The following is a 15,626-nucleotide window of genomic DNA, read 5'->3' as shown; positions in this document are numbered from 1 at the left end:
ACGTAATTTCTTCCTTTTTTACCGCGAGATTCAGCAAAAAGTATACCTTAAATGCCGTATCCTGCAGGAACGCATCTGCCCGCCCCCCGTTCACCCTCCGCGCGGATCAATCGACGTAATCTTTCATCAGCCCGCCCAGCCACTCCATAAACAGATGCACGCGGCGGGAGAGATTGCGCCGGTGCGGGTAGATAAGCGAGACCGGCAGCGGCTCAGCGCGGTACTGGGGCAGGATCTCGATCAGTTCGCCGGCGCGTAACGCCTCGCGCACGCCGGTGCGCGGCACCTGAATAATTCCCAGCCCGGCGATACAGGCCGCCTGATAGGTTTCCGTGCTGTTGACCGTCAATATGCCGCCGCTTTTTACCCAGCGCACGGCGCCGTCGATCACCACCTCGAAGCCGGAAGGACGGACCCCGAGAGTGCTGGCGTAGTGGATCAGGGCATGATCCGCCAGATCCTCCAGGGATTGCGGGTAGCCAAAACGGGCCAGGTAGTCCGGGCTGGCGCAGTTAATTTGCGTCAGCTTGCCCAGCGGGCGGGCGATAAGCCCGGAGTCTTTGAGCGCGCCGACGCGCACCACGCAGTCAAACCCCTCGCGGATCACGTCCACCAGCCGGTCGCTGCTGCTCAGCTCCAGTTCGATGCCCGGATACTGCTGCAAAAAAGTCGGCAGATGCGGGATCACCAGCTTTTTGGCAAAACCGACCGGCATATCCACCCGCAGCCGGCCGCTGATGCTCGCCGGATCGTGCTGGAACATCCCGTCCAGTTCGTCGAGATTGCTCAGCAGATCCTTCGCCCGCTCGTAGTAGACCATCCCATCCTGGGTGAGTTGAACCCGACGGGTGGTACGGTGCAGGAGCCGCACGCCAAGATGGCTTTCCAGGGCCTGAATCTGCCGCGAGACGCTGCCTTTCGGCAGCGCCAGGGTCTCGGCGGCGCGGGAGAAGCTCTCCAGATCCGCTACGCGAATGAATAACTGCATTGCATGAATTTTATCCATGCCGATGGCCTATTGTTGTTGTGAATGAAACAGTAAAACGTAATGTAGCGTATTTATTGTTTTACTGGCAGTTAATAAGCTAGAACACAATCACAACGCAACCTGAAAGGGGTCTTCTGATGACACAACGTATCGCTTTAGTGACCGGCGGCAGCCGTGGCCTGGGTAAAAACGCCGCGTTGAAGCTGGCGGCGAAGGGAACCGACATTCTTCTGACCTATCACAGCAACCGCCAGGCGGCTCTCGATGTGGTGGCGGAGATTGAGCAAAAAGGGGTCAAGGCGGCAGCATTGGCGCTGAACGTCGGCGATTCCTCAACATTCGACGCCTTTGCCAGCGAGGTGGCGCAGGTGCTGGCGCAGAAGTGGGGACGCACTACCTTTGATTATTTACTGAACAACGCTGGGATCGGCCTCAACGTCCCCTTCGCCGAGACCAGTGAAGCGCAGTTTGACGAGCTGATGAACATCCAGTTCAAAGGGCCGTTTTTTCTGACCCAGCGGCTGCTGCCCCTCCTGCAGGACGGGGGGCGGATCCTTAATGTCTCCAGCGGCCTGGCGCGCTTTGCCCTGCCGGGCTATGCGGCCTACGCCGCGATGAAGGGGGCGATGGAGGTCCTGACCCGCTATCAGGCGAAAGAGCTGGGCGGACGGGGGATATCGGTGAACATCATCGCGCCGGGGGCCATTGAGACCGATTTTGGCGGCGGGGAGGTGCGTGATAACGCCGAGGTGAATCGGCATATCGCCGCCCAGACCGCGCTGGGGCGCGTCGGGCTACCGGATGATATCGGCGACGCCATCGCCGCCCTGCTCAGCAATGAGCTGGCGTGGATGAACGCGCAGCGTGTGGAAGTCTCGGGAGGGATGTTCCTCTGAACCCCGCTGTCGTCAGACCGTGAGCGGCGGCGCGCTAGGGCGCATCGCCCTCCGCGCGCAGCCGACCGAACAGCCAGTCGTTGTGCCAGCGTCCGTTGAGCCAGTAGTTCTCCCGCAGCACCCCCTCCAGCCGGAACCCGGCTTTGAGCAGTAACTGCTTAGACGCCTCGTTGCCGGCGGTGACGGTGGCGGTCAGGCGGCGGACGCCGCCGGTGGTGAAGGCGTAGTCGCACAGCGCGCGCAGCGATTCGTAGCCGTAGCCCCGGCCCTGCGCCGCCGGGGCGAAGAGAAAGCCGACCTCGGCTATGTCGCGCTGATGATGTAGGTAACCGGTGAGGCCGAGCGGGGTATGGGTCAGCCTGTCGCGCACCACCAGGCACAGCCAGTGTGCATCCCCGGGCGTCCACGGCGGCAGCCGCGAATCGAACGCCTCGCGGATGGCCGCCTGCGGCCGGGGGTCGGCCACATAGAGCATGACCTGCGGATCCTGCTGCAGGGAAAGAAAAAACGACCAGTCGTCCAGCTGCAGCGGTGAGCAGCGCAGGCGCGGCGTCAGAAGTTCAGGCATAAGCGTCATTCCGGGCAGGGCGAATCCCCTGAACATAGCAGGAGAAGGCCGCCGGGAACAGCCCGACTAGGTTGGCTCACCGTACAGGCCAATCAGCCGGCGCACCACGCCGTTGGTCCAGCCGAAGCCATCCTGCAGGGGATACTCCCCGCCGCCGCCCTCATGCGGCACGCCGGTGGCGATGTGGTATTTCTCAATCAGCTTGTGGTGCTGCTTGTAAAAGTGGTTGACCGTCTGCAGCCAGCTCCAGGCGATCTCATCTCCCAACGGATCCTGACCGTAGCGTTTAAATCCCTGCACCGCCATCCACTGCAGCGGCGCCCAGCCGTTGGGTTTATCCCACTGCTCGCCGCTTTCGTATTCGGTGGCCATGATCCCTCCGGGGGTGAGCAGGCGGGCCCGCACCGCATCGGCAAGGCGTTCCGCCTGTTCGTGGGTCGCCAGGCCGACGTAAAGGGTGACAATGCTGGCGGCGGAAAACAGCGCCAGCTGTTCGCGGCGCCAGTCATAATCGCGAAAACAGCCGTTCTCATCGTCCCACAGGTAGCGGTTAACCGCCGCCCGCCGATCCTGAGCCTTCTGGCGGAAGGCTGCTTCCGTCTCGCGATCGCCCTTCAGCCCGGAGAGGTTGGCGATGGTCGTCTCCAGCTTGAACAGGAAGGCGTTCAGGTCGATGGGGATAAACTGCGTGGTACGGATACTGGCCAGCCGCGTGATATCCCGCAGCCAGCGGCTGGAGTAGTCCCAGCCGGACGCGGCGCCCGCCCGCAGATCGCGGTAGACTTCATTGGCCGGCCGTCCCGAGTGGCGGGCGGTCTCCACGTCCTCGCGCCACGATTCATCCCGCGGCGTGTCCCGATCATCCCAGTAGCGATTGAGCAAGGAGCCATCCGGCATGCGCACCACGTGCCGATACGCCTGATGCGGGATCAGCGACTCGGCGCCGTCCATCCAGAAGGCGTGCTCCATCTTCAGATGATCCAGATAGCGCTTCGCGCCGCGCACGCCGTCCTCTTCAAAAAGTTCGACCATCAGGGCGAACACCGGTGGCTGCGAGCGGCTGAGGTAGTAGGTGCGGTTGCCGTTCGGAATGTGACCGTAGGTTTCAATCAGCCAGGCGAAGTTATCGGCCATGCATTTCAGCAGATCTTCCCGGCCGCTCTCCGCCAGCCCCAGCATGGTGAAATAAGAGTCCCAGTAATAGGTTTCGCTAAAGCGGCCGCCGGGGACGATATAGGCCTGCGGCAGCGCCAGCAGCGACGACCAGGGGATATGATCCTGAGGCTCGCGGGTCAGCACCGGCCACAGCTTATCGATGTGCTCTTTCAGCGTCAGGTTGGGGTCGGAGGTGTAAACGTCGGTCTGGCTCTCCGGCAGCCAGAAGTTGTCCTCAACGAACTGTCGTAGATCGAAATCGGGCTGACGTTTGACCTTCCGGTAGTTCCGCAGGATGTCCAGCGGGTCGTGCTTCGGCGCGCAGTCGGGAAACGTTTTGCTGTCGGCAAAAATGCGTGATTTCTGCACGTTGGTAAACAGCTCAAGATAGCGATCCGCCGGGGTGAGGGCGTCAGACGCCGGAAGCCCCTCGATCACCTCAGGCTCCGGTTCAGCGTCAATCATCTCATCCAGCTTTAATTCGTACGGATCGGCTTCGTAGCAGGGATCGATGTCGATCCTTAACTCGTCGTCTTCAACGTGGCGTAATTTCTGGCTGAACATAGCGATACGGACCTCCGGATAGCGTGAGTTCGCGGCCGGGCGTACCCGGCCTTGTCTTTTAAGCGTAGACAGTCGCTTCGGTGAGTGTGAAGCAAACTGTGCGTTAGATCACGCTTTTCCGCCTGAAGGGGACGCCGTGATTTTTAAGTAACGCCTTGATAAATCATTAATAAGTCCGCGCTTGGGCGAAGATAAAATTCGGAGCATTCATTATGCAACAAAATTTTATCCCGGGGCGCTCACTCCCACGCCGCCTCCAGCATCTCCAGCAGCTGTTCGCTGCTCAGGCTGACCGGATTGGCCTTCATGGATGAGGAGGTGCTGGCGGCCAGCGCCACCGGCTCCAGCGCGTCGCGCGCCACGCCGAGGTCGCGCAGGGTGCCGAGACCGGCGTGAAGGCTCCATTCCCGCAGACTGTCCCAGACCCGATCCGCCGGGACCTCCAGCCCGTCGGCCAGCCAGCGGCGAACGTCGTTGAAGCGCTGGCGCAGGGCGGGGTCGTTTATCTGCGACTCATTCAGCGCCAGCCCAAACGGCAGCAGGCTGCCGCACAGGGCACCGTGCGAGGCGCGGCTCAGGCCGCCCAACGGGCCGGCGAGGCCGTGGATCACCCCCAGCCCGGCGTTCGCAAGCGCCAGTCCGCCGCACAGGCTGACCCAGGCCATCTCGTCGCGGCTGGCCGGGCACTCTTTTTCCATCAGAACCTTCAGCGCGCGGATACCCCGCGGGATCGCCTGTTGACAGAGGGCGTCGGTGAAAGGGGTGGCCCGGCTGCAGAGCCACGGCTCTATCACCTGGGTCAGGGCGTCAAGGCCGGAGCTCAGGGTGATACTCCGCGGCGCGTTGTCGGTTAGCGCCGGGTCGACAATCGCCAGGTCAGGCAGCATCCGGTCGTCGCGCAGGCTCACCTTCCGCTGCTGTTCCGGAACGTTGATCACCGCATTTTTGGTAACCTCCGCGCCCGTCCCGGCGGTGGTGGGGATCGCCACGAACGGCAGGGGACTGGCTTCCAGCTGACGGCCCGTTCCCACCACCTCCAGATAGTCGATCACCGGGCCGGTGGCGGGCGCCAGCGCCGCAATCGCCTTACCGGCGTCAATCACCGCGCCGCCGCCGAGGCTGACCACCGCCCTGATCCCTTTCTCGCGCGCCATCTGGACGCCCTGCTCAATATCGCTAAGCCAGGGTTCGCGACTTATCGCCAGCGTCGTGACCGCAAGCTGCAGCGCCTCCAGCTGCTGGCGGAGAAACGCCGCCCGCTGCGGGCTGGCGCCATGCACCAGCAGAATGGGACCACCCTGCTGCGCCAGCCAGGGGGCGGCGCTCTGGGCCTGACCGCGGCCAAAACGAATATTGGCGGGCATCAAAACGGTAAAAGGGGTCAACATGTCGGGTTCCTTTTCGGCAAACAGGCTGGAATCAACTATACACATTATCCAGCGCTCTGCCTTGTTGCTGGCTGGCAATAGAGTAGAGTGAATGAACTCTCTTTTATGGCTGAGGAATCGCTGACGATGCTAACAATTCTGGGCAAACGCTCTTCAATCAATGTACGGAAAGTGCTGTGGACCTGCGAGGAGATCGGGCTGGCGTACCAGCAGGAGGATTACGGCAGCGGGTTTAAGCCCTTGGACACCCCTGAATTTCAGCGCCTGAATCCTAACAGCCTGGTGCCGGTGCTGCTGGACGATGACTTTGTGCTCTGGGAGTCGAACAGCATCTGCCGCTATCTGGCGCGGAAAGCGGAGCGCTGGGATCTGCTGCCCGCTGAGCCGCAGCCCGCCGCCGAGGTGGAGCACTGGATGGACTGGCAGGCGACCGAGTTCAATAATGCCTGGCGCCATGCCTTTATGGGGCTGGTGCGTAAAGATCCTCGCTTTCAGGATCCGGCGGCGATTAAAGAGAGCATTGCCACCTGGACCCACTGTGTGCGCATTGTCGAGGCGCAGTTGCAGCGTACCGGGGCGTGGATAGCCGGCGAGCGCTTCACCCTGGCCGATATCGTGCTGGGGCTGTCGGTGCATCGCTGGAAGATGACGCCCTTTGCGCATCCGGAAATGCCGGCCGTGGAGCGCTGGTATATGGCGCTCAATCAGCGCCCGGCGTTTATGCGCCATGGCAATAACGGCGTGGCCTGAGCATAAAAAAAGAAGCCCCTCAGGGCTTCTTTTTATCATCCGGCGCTCGCGTGTTAGCGCATGGTGACGAACTCTTCTGCCGCCGTCGGGTGAATAGCGACGGTATTGTCGAAGTCTTTTTTGGTAGCGCCCATCTTCAACGCCACCGCAAAGCCCTGCAGCATCTCATCCATTCCGAAGCCGATGCCGTGGATGCCGACAATCTTCTCTTCCGGGCCAACGCACACCAGCTTCATGCGGCACGGCTGGCGGTGCGAGGTGACGGCGGTGTACATCGCGGTGAAGGAGGATTTGTAGACCTTCACCGCGTCGTCGCCATACTGCTCGCGCGCCTGCGGCTCGGTTAAGCCGACGGTGCCGATAGGCGGGTGGCTGAAGACCACGGTCGGAATGTTGTTGTAGTCCAGATGCTCTTCCGGTTTGTTGTTAAACAGGCGTTCGGAGAGACGACGGCCTGCGGCCACGGCCACCGGGGTCAGCTCAACGGCGCCGGTGTTATCGCCCACGGCGTAGATGCCCGGCACGCTGGTGTTCTGGAACTTATCGACGACGATGTAGCCTTTATCGTCAGTTTTCACGCCGGTAGCCGCCAGGTCGAAGTTATCGGTCGCCGGTTCGCGGCCAATCGCCCAGATCAGGCAGTCAACGGTCTGGCTGCGGCCATCTTCCAGCTCAAGGGTCAGGCTGCCGTCGGCATGCTTCACCACCGCTTTCGGGATGGCGTTGGTATGCAGCTGCGGACCTTCGGCGTTCATCACTTCCACCAGCGTTTCGACGATCAGCGGATCGAAGCTGCGCAGCGGCGCGTGCTTGCGCACGAACAGGTGGGTTTCAGCGCCGAGGCCGTTAATCACCCCCGCCAGCTCAACGGCGATGTAGCCCGCGCCGACCACCGCCACGCGCTTCGGCAGCGCCGGCAGTTCGAAGAAACCGTCGGAATCAATACCGTATTCCACGCCCGGAATGGTCGGGTGGCTCGGACGGCCGCCGGTGGCGATCAGGATATGATCGGCCGTAATGGTCTCGCCGTTCACTTCCACGGTGTGGGCATCGACAAAGCGCGCAAAGCCTTTGATCACGTCGACGTTGTTCTTACCCAGCACGTTGTCGTAGGAGGTATGAATGCGGTCGATATAGGCGCTGCGGCTGGCGACCAGCTTCTCCCAGTCGAAATGGTTGATGGTGGTATCGAAACCGTAGTCCGGGCCGTAAAGATGAATCGCTTCGCGGATCTGCGCCGCATGCCACATCACTTTTTTCGGCACGCAGCCGACGTTGACGCAGGTGCCGCCCAGCGCTTTGGCTTCAATCAGCGCGCACTTCTGGCCGTACATGGCCGCACGGTTAATCGAGGCGATACCGCCGCTACCGCCGCCGATGGCGAGGTAATCATAATGTTTGCTCATGCCCATATGTCCTTAATCGTTGATTGCCGCGATTGTAACGCGAGGCGTAAAAGGTTCCACCGATGGTTGCGATTACTCCGGCACGATCCAGCTGACGGTCGTGTGACCGGTACCGGCCGGCACCAGCTTGCTGTGCAGCCACGGCAGCACATTGTTCATCTGCTGCTCCAGCTTCCACGGCGGGTTGATGACGATCATCCCGGAGGCGGTCATGCCGCGCTGGTCGCTGTCAGGACGTACCGCCAGCTCAATCTGCAGAATCTTGCGAATGCCAGTGGCTTCTAAGTCTTTGATCATGCGTTTGATCTGCGCGCGCAGCACCACCGGGTACCACAGCGCGTAGGTGCCGGTGGCGAAGCGTTTATAGCCTTCGTTAATCCCGGTCACCACCGCCTGATAGTCGGTTTTAATTTCGTACGGCGGGTCGATCAGAATCAGACCGCGGCGCGAGACCGGCGGCAGCTTAGCTTTCAGCTGCTGGTAGCCATCGGCTTTATCGACGCGCGCGCGGCTGTCTTTCTGGAACTCGGCGCGCAGCAGCGGGAAGTCGCTCGGGTGCAGCTCGGTCATCTGCAGGCTGTCCTGCTCGCGGAGCAGCTGGCGGGCGATCAGCGGGGAGCCCGGGTAGTAGCGCAGCTGGCCGTTACGGTTGAAGTGTTCGACCACCGAAATATAGGGCTCAAGCTCTGCCGGCAGGTCGTCCTGCTGCCAGATCCGGGCGATGCCTTCGAGATACTCGCCGGTACGCTCGGCGTGCTCGCCGCTCAGCTGATAGCGGCCCGCGCCGGCGTGGGTGTCCAGGTAGAGAAACGGTTTTTCTTTCTCTTTCAGCGCTTCGATGATCAGGCTCTGAACGGTGTGTTTGAGGACGTCGGCGTGGTTGCCTGCGTGAAAGCTGTGGCGATAACTGAGCATGGATGCAGAGATTCCGGGAAATAAACAAGTTAACCGATAGTTTACCGCAGATCGGCCGAGATTACCGCTGCGCCGCCGCGCTGTTTCATTTCTGCCAAAAGCGTTGCAAAACATAACGCTGTCATAAAAGCGTCAAACGGCCGCGCTAGCGTCGGATACAGGCAAGGTAATTGTTTGAATAAAAGGAAAAATAATGAAAAATCAACTCTCGCTGCTGGCCGTGGCGCTGCTGCTGGCGCAACCGGTTCTGGCTAAAGACATCCCGCTGAACAGGGCGGCGGCCCTCGCCAATAGCGTGACGCCGGCTGCCTCCAGCCAGGCGTATGACGATCTTGAGCAACAGGCGCTGGCGCAGCTGCGCCACGCTCTGCAGGGGGATGCCGCCGCGCTGACACGCGATCGGCTGGCGCACGCGAAACAAAACAAAACCCAGGCCGATACCGCCTGGCTGAAGGCCAGCGGCTATGACTTCCAGACCCGGACCAATCAGCAGGCGGGCATTGCGCTGCTGTCGGCGTTCAGCAGCCTGCCGGATACCGTCGTGCAGCAGAATCTGGCGACGGTCACCGCCATTAACCGCGACGCCGTACAGACCACCCGCCGTCAGGCGCTGGCCGATGCGGAAGGGATTAGCTACCTCTACTTCCTCAGCGACGCGCTGGGGCCGCGGCTGGGCAACGCGTTTCTGACCGCCTATGACCAGGGCGCGCTGGGGAAAGCGGCGGCGCTGATCAAAGCCTCGGAGGTCAGCACCGGCGAGGCGAAAAAGCACTACAACAATCCGCGGCCGTTTCTGGTGCAGGGCAACACCATTCACCTGGTGCCGGACGACGTGGTGGTGAAGGATAACCAGCCCTATACCGCCGACGGCGGCTCGTTCCCCAGCGGTCACACCAACACTGGCTATACTGATGCGCTGCTGCTGGCGGCGATGATCCCGGAGCGCTACGACGCGCTGGTGGCGCGCGGCGCACGCTATGGCTATTCGCGCATCGTGCTGGGTGTCCACTATCCCCTGGATGTGATCGGCTCGCGGATGGTGGCCGAGCGCAACGTGGCCCATTATCTTAACGATCCGCGCTACCGGGTATTATTTAACGAAGCCCGCGATCAGCTGCGCGCCGCGCTGGCGAAAGCCTGCGGCACATCGCTGGCCGAGTGCGCGAAGAGCAGCGTGAGAGACGATCCCTGGCGCGATCCGGCGATGCGTGATTTCACTCGTTTCACCATGACCTACGACCTGCCGCGGCAGACGGGGCCGCAGCCGCGCCTGCAGGTGCCGGAGGGGGCGGAAGTGCTGCTGGAGGCTGCCCTGCCGCAGCTGTCTGCGGCCCAGCGCCGGGCGCTGATGGTCAATACCGCGCTGCCGGCGGGCTACCCGCTGTCCGGCGCCACCCCCGAGCAGCAGTTCTGGCAGCGGCTGAATCTGTCGGCGGCCTGGGAAATGGCGCAAAAAGGGCATTAATGCGGTTTCCGGCACGCTGCACCGCGTGCCGCGTTTTTCCGGCAACGGGCGGACTTATCGCAGCAATACCCAGGCTGACGCACCGCCCGTCATTGAAATTCCCCCAACTATCCCCCATTCTAGATCTCATGCATAAGCGCCGGACGCGCGCTTCACTCACCCTTTTCAACAGGACAGCGCATATGACCAATCCATTACTGACGCCTTTTTCCCTGCCGCCTTTTTCTGCGATCAAACCAGAGCACGTGGTCCCCGCGGTCACCAAAGCGCTGGAGGATTGCCGGGCCGCAGTGGAAAGCGCGGTGGCGCACGGCGCGCCGTATAGCTGGGAAAATCTTTGCCAGCCGCTGGCGGAAGTGGACGATGTGCTGGGACGCATCTTCTCGCCTGTCAGCCATCTCAATTCGGTAAAAAACAGCCCGGAACTGCGCGAGGCCTACGAACAGACGCTGCCGCTGCTCTCCGAGTACAGCACCTGGGTCGGCCAGCATGAAGGCCTGTATAAAGCCTACCGCGACCTGCGCGATGGCGATAACTACGCCACGCTGAATACCGCGCAGAAAAAAGCGGTTGATAACGCGCTGCGCGATTTCGAATTATCCGGTATTGGCCTGCCGCCGGAGGCACAGAAACGCTACGGTGAAATCGCCGCGCGCCTCTCTGAGCTGGGCAACCAGTACAGCAACAACGTTCTTGACGCCACCATGGGCTGGAACAAGCTGGTGACCGACGTCGCCGATCTGGCCGGTATGCCGGAAAGCGCGCTGGCCGCCGCTCAGGCGCAGGCCCAGGCCAAAGAGCAGGAAGGGTATCTGCTGACGCTGGATATCCCGAGCTACCTGCCGGTGATGACCTACTGCGACAATCAGGCGCTGCGCGAAGAGATGTACCGCGCCTATTCCACCCGCGCCTCCGATCAGGGGCCGAACGCCGGGAAATGGGATAACAGCCCGGTGATGGCGGAGATCCTCGCTCTGCGCCACGAGCTGGCGCAGCTGCTGGGCTTTGACAGCTACGCCTTTAAATCCCTCGCCACCAAAATGGCGGAGGATCCGCAGCAGGTGCTCGACTTCCTCACCGACCTGGCAAAACGCGCCCGTCCGCAGGGCGAAAAAGAGCTGGCCCAGCTGCGCGCTTTCGCTAAAGCCGAGTTCGGCGTCGAAGAGCTGCAGCCGTGGGACATCGCTTACTACAGCGAAAAACAGAAACAGCATCTCTACAGCATCAGCGATGAGCAGCTGCGCCCCTATTTCCCGGAAAACAAAGCCGTTAACGGTCTGTTCGAAGTGGTGAAGCGCATTTACGGTATTACCGCCAAAGAGCGTACCGATGTCGATGTGTGGCATCCGGAAGTGCGCTTCTTCGAGCTGTATGACGAACACAACGAGCTGCGCGGCAGCTTCTATCTCGACCTGTATGCCCGCGAGCACAAGCGCGGCGGCGCGTGGATGGACGACTGCGTCGGCCAGATGCGTAAGCTGGATGGCTCCCTGCAGAAACCGGTCGCCTACCTGACCTGTAACTTCAACCGTCCGGTCAACGGCAAACCGGCGCTGTTCACCCACGACGAAGTGATCACCCTGTTCCACGAGTTCGGCCACGGTCTGCACCACATGCTGACCCGCATCGATACCGCCGGGGTTTCCGGCATCAGCGGGGTGCCGTGGGACGCGGTCGAGCTGCCGAGCCAGTTTATGGAAAACTGGTGCTGGGAGCCGGAAGCGCTGGCCTTTATCTCCGGTCATTATGAAACCGGTGAACCGCTGCCGCAGGCGCTGCTGGAGAAAATGCTGGCGGCGAAAAACTACCAGGCGGCGATGTTTATTCTGCGCCAGCTGGAGTTCGGCCTGTTCGATTTCCGCCTGCATGCGGAGTACAAACCGGAGCAGGGAGCGAAAATCCTTGAGACCCTGGCCGAGATTAAAAAGCAGGTCGCCGTGGTGCCGGGGCCGACCTGGGGCCGCTTCCCGCACGCCTTCAGCCACATCTTCGCCGGCGGCTATGCGGCAGGTTACTACAGCTACCTGTGGGCCGACGTGCTGGCGGCAGACGCCTTCTCACGCTTCGAAGAAGAGGGGATTTTCAACCGTGAAACCGGTCAGTCGTTCCTCGACAATATCCTGAGCCGCGGCGGTTCCGAAGAGCCGATGGAGCTGTTCAAACGCTTCCGCGGGCGCGAGCCGCAGCTGGATGCGATGCTTGAGCATTACGGGATCAAAGGCTGATTGCTACGTGAAGATCTGCTTAATTGATGAAACGGGCGCCGGAGACGGCGCCTTATCTGTTTTAGCCGCCCGCTGGGGGCTGGAGCAGGATGACGATAACCTAATGGCGCTGGTGTTGACCGCTGAGCATCTGGAGCTGCGTAAGCGCGATGAGCCTAAGCTTGGCGGTATCTTCGTCGATTTCGTCGGCGGGGCGATGGCCCACCGGCGCAAGTTTGGCGGCGGCCGCGGTGAAGCGGTAGCCAAAGCGGTGGGCATTAAAGGCGATTATCTGCCGGATGTGGTTGACGCCACCGCCGGCCTGGGGCGCGATGCCTTCGTGCTGGCGTCGGTCGGCTGCCGCGTGCGGATGCTGGAGCGCAATCCGGTGGTCGCCGCGCTGCTCGACGATGGTCTGGCCCGCGGCTATGCCGATGCGGAAATCGGCGGCTGGCTGCAGGAGCGGCTGCAGCTGATCCACGCCTCCAGCCTGACGGCGCTGACCGATATCACCCCGCGTCCGCAGGTGGTCTACCTCGACCCGATGTTCCCGCATAAGCAGAAAAGCGCGCTGGTGAAGAAAGAGATGCGCGTTTTTCAGTCGCTGGTGGGGCCTGATTTAGACGCCGATGGCCTGCTGGCCCCGGCGCGCCAGCTGGCGACCAAACGGGTGGTGGTAAAGCGCCCGGATTACGCGCCGCCGCTGGCGGAAGTCGCCACGCCGAACGCGGTGGTGACCAAAGGGCATCGGTTTGATATTTACGCCGGCACGCCGGAGTAATATTACCCCGTGGTGGTATCTCCCGGATAGCGGCGCAACGCGCCTTATCCGGGCTACCTCATTGTAGCCCGGCTCAGCGTAGCGCAAGCCGGGAACCGTAATATTTAAACAAACGGCGCCAGTGCGGGTCGGCCATCTTAAACGGTTACTCGGCGCTGGCCGGGGTATTAATCATCCGGTTCAGCCAAGGCACCATTAGCGCCATCACCACCGTGACCCCCAGGGTCACCAGGCCAATTTTACTGAACACGCTGGTGTAAACCGGCAGCGTCTGCAGCGGGTCGGTGATATTTTCCGGCACCGCGGTGAAGGTCGCCACATAGCCGCCGAGCAGGAACGCGGCGGCCTGGGTCAGGAACCACATCCCCAGAATAAAGCCCATCAGATGCTGCGGCACCAGCGCGGCGACCATCGCCAGCCCCAGGGCGCTGATCAGCAGCTCGCCCAGGCTCTGGAACAGATAAACCAGCACAATAAACCACGGCGAGGTTAATCCCTGGGCGTCGGCGAACCACATCCCGGCGGCCGCGGCGGTCAGGAAGCCCAGCGCGCAGAGGAACATCCCGAGGGTAAATTTCACCGGCATGGTCAGGTCTTTACCCTTATGACCGAGATGGGTGTAAATCGCCGCCAGCACCGGGCTGGCTACCACCACCCAGAAGGGGTTCAGCGCCTGGAAGCTGACCGGGTTGATGGTAAAACCCAGGATCTGATGATGGACGTTGTTGATGGCGAAGAAGTTCAGCGAGGTCGGCATCTGGGCGTAGAGAATGTAAAACAGCACCGCCTCGATCATCAGGATAAAGGCGACGAACATTTTGTTGCGCCCGGTTTTATCAAGGCGAAACGCCTCGCGGAAAAAGAACGCAATGACCACGACCGACAGGACAATCAGCACCAGGTTGGCGATCATCACGTTATGCATCAGCCAGGCGCAGAGAAAAATCATTACCACCGTACCGGCCAGCACCAGCGCCAGATTGCGCAGGCTGAGGGGGCGGTGATCGGGCTCGGAGCCAATATCTTTTACCATCCCGCGGCAGGCGAAGTAGACCAGCAGCGCGATAATCAGCCCCGCGCCGCACAGGTTATAGGTCACCGCGTAGCCAAACTTTTCCGCGATCACCGGCGCCAGCGACAGCGACAGCAGCGAACCGATGTTTATCGACATATAAAACAGGGTGAACGCCCCGTCGAGACGGGCATCCTTCGGCGGATAGCATTTTGACAGCAGGCTCGCCGGGTTGGCTTTAAACAAACCGTTGCCGACGGCGATGGTGCCGAGGGCGATAAAGATCAGCTGCGGTTTCAGCAGCGACATCCCGGTCATAAAGTAGCCGATAGCCAGCACAACCGCGCCGAGCACCAGGGTACGTTTGGTCCCCAGAAGATGGTCGCCCACGTAGCCGCCGATCGAGATCAGCCCGTAAACCAGCGCCGCGAAGGCGCCGAAGGTGATAAAGGCCTGTTCCTGAGAGAAGCCCAACTGTTTAACAAAGAAGACCGCCAGGATCCCCTGAACGCCGTAATAGCCAAAACGTTCCCAGAGCTCCACAAAGAAGATCATGAAGAACGGACGAGGTTGCTGCAGCAAACCCGTAGGTGCAGTTGTATTCATATTCCTTCGCCTTGTATTACTTTCCCAAAAAGTATGAACGCGTATGCCAGAACGCGCCGAAAATGTCTGATAACTCGCCATGCTGCGGTTATTGGCTTAATGAGTAGATTATTATATAGATGTTTTAGTGAATAACTGGCTGATCACACTAATGGAATGGCTTTTTTATGGATTTAAGCTCTGTTGTCTGGCGGGGCGGAAGCGAAAATAAAAACGCCCGCAGCGGCGGGCGTCTGGCATGACACAACGGGAGGGTTATTCGTCTTCTTCGTCGCGCAGCGGGACGATCAGCATGTCGACATGGACGGTGTTGATCAGCTGACGGGCAGAGGACATCAGCTTGCTCCAGAAGTCCTGATGGTGGCCGCAGACCACCAGGTCCATATCATATTTTTTAATCGCATCGACCAGCACCTGGCCCAGGTCGCCGCTGCCGCTCAGGGTCTCGGTGATCGGGTAGCCGGCGTTGGTCGAGAGCTCGGTCAGCGCGTGATGGGTCTCTTCGGAGATGCGTTTTTGCATATCGCCGAGGTTCACGTCAATCAGCCCGGTGTAGAGGTCGGAGTAATTTACATCCACGTGGATCAGGGAGACTTTCGCGTTATAAGGCCGGGCCATAGAAACGGCTTTTTCAACCAGTACTTTACTTTCCGGGGACAGGTCTACTGCAATCAGAATATGTTTGTAAGCCATAGTGTTACTCCTTCCATAAGTTTGTCGATGACCATTGGACCTGACAGCTGGCGCTGCCGTTTCGCCCGCGTCCTGCGTGCTACATTCGCGGGAGGGTAGCCTTTAAGGACTTCATTGTAGAAGATATTTCTTACCTTATAGCGCCCCCCGCACTCCGTCAATGCACTGGGTTCACCTAAAAGCTAAACAAATTTATCCGTCTTACGTATTGATAACGAATAACCTTGTGGTAAAA

Annotated in this window: 13 protein-coding genes; 5 read left to right on the top strand and 8 right to left on the bottom strand. The window is 60.8% G+C overall.

Annotation, left to right across the window (positions count from 1 at the left end; genetic code table 11):
* Positions 1–106 precede the first annotated feature (106 nt).
* Positions 107–1,006, bottom strand: coding sequence for a LysR family transcriptional regulator (locus GQR96_RS23475; protein WP_004204959.1), 900 nt, complete (start codon positions 1,004–1,006; stop codon positions 107–109).
* 119 nt (positions 1,007–1,125) lie between these two features.
* Between GQR96_RS23475 and GQR96_RS23470 the strand changes: the two genes are divergently transcribed.
* Positions 1,126–1,884 (top strand): SDR family NAD(P)-dependent oxidoreductase, encoded by a 759-nt coding sequence (locus GQR96_RS23470; RefSeq protein WP_065903803.1) that lies wholly within the window; start codon positions 1,126–1,128, stop codon positions 1,882–1,884.
* Positions 1,885–1,918: 34 nt separating this feature from the next.
* Here the strand turns inward: GQR96_RS23470 and GQR96_RS23465 are convergent, their stop codons facing one another.
* The 3 genes from GQR96_RS23465 to GQR96_RS23455 form a co-directional block, all read right to left on the bottom strand.
* A complete protein-coding gene (locus tag GQR96_RS23465; RefSeq protein ID WP_048295698.1) occupies positions 1,919–2,452 on the bottom strand; it encodes a GNAT family N-acetyltransferase in 534 nt (177 codons plus the stop codon).
* 66 nt (positions 2,453–2,518) lie between these two features.
* Complete coding sequence (locus GQR96_RS23460; protein ID WP_017899998.1) at positions 2,519–4,171, bottom strand: alpha,alpha-trehalase; 1,653 nt, start codon at positions 4,169–4,171, stop codon at positions 2,519–2,521.
* A 239-nt stretch (positions 4,172–4,410) separates the two neighbouring features.
* Positions 4,411–5,559, bottom strand: a complete 1,149-nt coding sequence (locus GQR96_RS23455; RefSeq protein ID WP_062914626.1) for an iron-containing alcohol dehydrogenase — start codon at positions 5,557–5,559, stop codon at positions 4,411–4,413.
* A 126-nt stretch (positions 5,560–5,685) separates the two neighbouring features.
* Here GQR96_RS23455 and GQR96_RS23450 point away from each other — a divergent pair, with 126 nt between their 5' ends.
* On the top strand, positions 5,686–6,309 hold the full coding sequence (locus GQR96_RS23450; protein ID WP_023319290.1) for a glutathione S-transferase family protein: 624 nt from the start codon (positions 5,686–5,688) through the stop codon (positions 6,307–6,309).
* 53 nt (positions 6,310–6,362) lie between these two features.
* Here the strand turns inward: GQR96_RS23450 and gorA are convergent, their stop codons facing one another.
* On the bottom strand, positions 6,363–7,715 hold the full coding sequence (gene gorA / locus GQR96_RS23445) for a glutathione-disulfide reductase (protein WP_065903806.1): 1,353 nt from the start codon (positions 7,713–7,715) through the stop codon (positions 6,363–6,365).
* 72 nt (positions 7,716–7,787) lie between these two features.
* Positions 7,788–8,630 (bottom strand): 23S rRNA (adenine(2030)-N(6))-methyltransferase RlmJ, encoded by an 843-nt coding sequence (locus GQR96_RS23440; protein ID WP_004204945.1) that lies wholly within the window; start codon positions 8,628–8,630, stop codon positions 7,788–7,790.
* 193 nt (positions 8,631–8,823) lie between these two features.
* Between GQR96_RS23440 and GQR96_RS23435 the strand changes: the two genes are divergently transcribed.
* The 3 genes from GQR96_RS23435 to rsmJ all read left to right on the top strand — a co-directional run bounded on the left by GQR96_RS23435 (position 8,824) and on the right by rsmJ (position 13,080).
* Entirely contained in the window at positions 8,824–10,095 is a 1,272-nt protein-coding gene (locus GQR96_RS23435; protein ID WP_065903809.1) for an acid phosphatase, read from the top strand.
* 182 nt (positions 10,096–10,277) lie between these two features.
* A complete protein-coding gene (prlC, locus tag GQR96_RS23430) occupies positions 10,278–12,320 on the top strand; it encodes an oligopeptidase A (RefSeq protein WP_049116793.1) in 2,043 nt (680 codons plus the stop codon).
* A gap of 7 nt (positions 12,321–12,327) precedes the next feature.
* A complete protein-coding gene (gene rsmJ / locus GQR96_RS23425) occupies positions 12,328–13,080 on the top strand; it encodes a 16S rRNA (guanine(1516)-N(2))-methyltransferase RsmJ (protein ID WP_004204942.1) in 753 nt (250 codons plus the stop codon).
* Between the two features lie 145 nt (positions 13,081–13,225).
* On the opposite strand, the gene dtpB is transcribed toward rsmJ, so the two are convergent.
* Together dtpB and uspA are read right to left on the bottom strand one after the other, a co-directional pair.
* Positions 13,226–14,698 carry a dipeptide/tripeptide permease DtpB gene (dtpB, locus tag GQR96_RS23420; protein ID WP_004204941.1) on the bottom strand — a complete coding sequence of 491 codons (1,473 nt, stop codon included), beginning with the start codon at positions 14,696–14,698 and terminating at the stop codon, positions 13,226–13,228.
* 255 nt (positions 14,699–14,953) lie between these two features.
* Positions 14,954–15,391 carry a universal stress protein UspA gene (gene uspA / locus GQR96_RS23415; RefSeq protein WP_004145166.1) on the bottom strand — a complete coding sequence of 146 codons (438 nt, stop codon included), beginning with the start codon at positions 15,389–15,391 and terminating at the stop codon, positions 14,954–14,956.
* Positions 15,392–15,626: the final 235 nt, after the last annotated feature.

It is taken from the genome of Klebsiella sp. PCX, from assembly GCF_021869705.1.
In the GTDB taxonomy this organism is placed as follows: domain Bacteria; phylum Pseudomonadota; class Gammaproteobacteria; order Enterobacterales; family Enterobacteriaceae; genus Klebsiella; species Klebsiella quasipneumoniae.
The sequence above is the reverse complement of the archived record's forward strand: the minus strand, read 5'-3'. Positions and strand labels throughout refer to the sequence as shown.

What these genes read in the sequence shown, in the direction of transcription:
- GQR96_RS23465 (WP_048295698.1), bottom strand. Translation starts at nt 2,452, where the DNA reads ATGCCTGAACTTCTGACGCCGCGCCTGCGCTGCTCACCGCTGCAGCTG.
- GQR96_RS23435 (WP_065903809.1), top strand. Translation starts at nt 8,824, where the DNA reads ATGAAAAATCAACTCTCGCTGCTGGCCGTGGCGCTGCTGCTGGCGCAA.
- GQR96_RS23450 (WP_023319290.1), top strand. Translation starts at nt 5,686, where the DNA reads ATGCTAACAATTCTGGGCAAACGCTCTTCAATCAATGTACGGAAAGTG.
- GQR96_RS23470 (WP_065903803.1), top strand. Translation starts at nt 1,126, where the DNA reads ATGACACAACGTATCGCTTTAGTGACCGGCGGCAGCCGTGGCCTGGGT.
- GQR96_RS23475 (WP_004204959.1), bottom strand. Translation starts at nt 1,006, where the DNA reads ATGGATAAAATTCATGCAATGCAGTTATTCATTCGCGTAGCGGATCTG.
- gorA (WP_065903806.1), bottom strand. Translation starts at nt 7,715, where the DNA reads ATGAGCAAACATTATGATTACCTCGCCATCGGCGGCGGTAGCGGCGGT.
- GQR96_RS23440 (WP_004204945.1), bottom strand. Translation starts at nt 8,630, where the DNA reads ATGCTCAGTTATCGCCACAGCTTTCACGCAGGCAACCACGCCGACGTC.
- dtpB (WP_004204941.1), bottom strand. Translation starts at nt 14,698, where the DNA reads ATGAATACAACTGCACCTACGGGTTTGCTGCAGCAACCTCGTCCGTTC.
- prlC (WP_049116793.1), top strand. Translation starts at nt 10,278, where the DNA reads ATGACCAATCCATTACTGACGCCTTTTTCCCTGCCGCCTTTTTCTGCG.
- GQR96_RS23460 (WP_017899998.1), bottom strand. Translation starts at nt 4,171, where the DNA reads ATGTTCAGCCAGAAATTACGCCACGTTGAAGACGACGAGTTAAGGATC.
- uspA (WP_004145166.1), bottom strand. Translation starts at nt 15,391, where the DNA reads ATGGCTTACAAACATATTCTGATTGCAGTAGACCTGTCCCCGGAAAGT.
- GQR96_RS23455 (WP_062914626.1), bottom strand. Translation starts at nt 5,559, where the DNA reads ATGTTGACCCCTTTTACCGTTTTGATGCCCGCCAATATTCGTTTTGGC.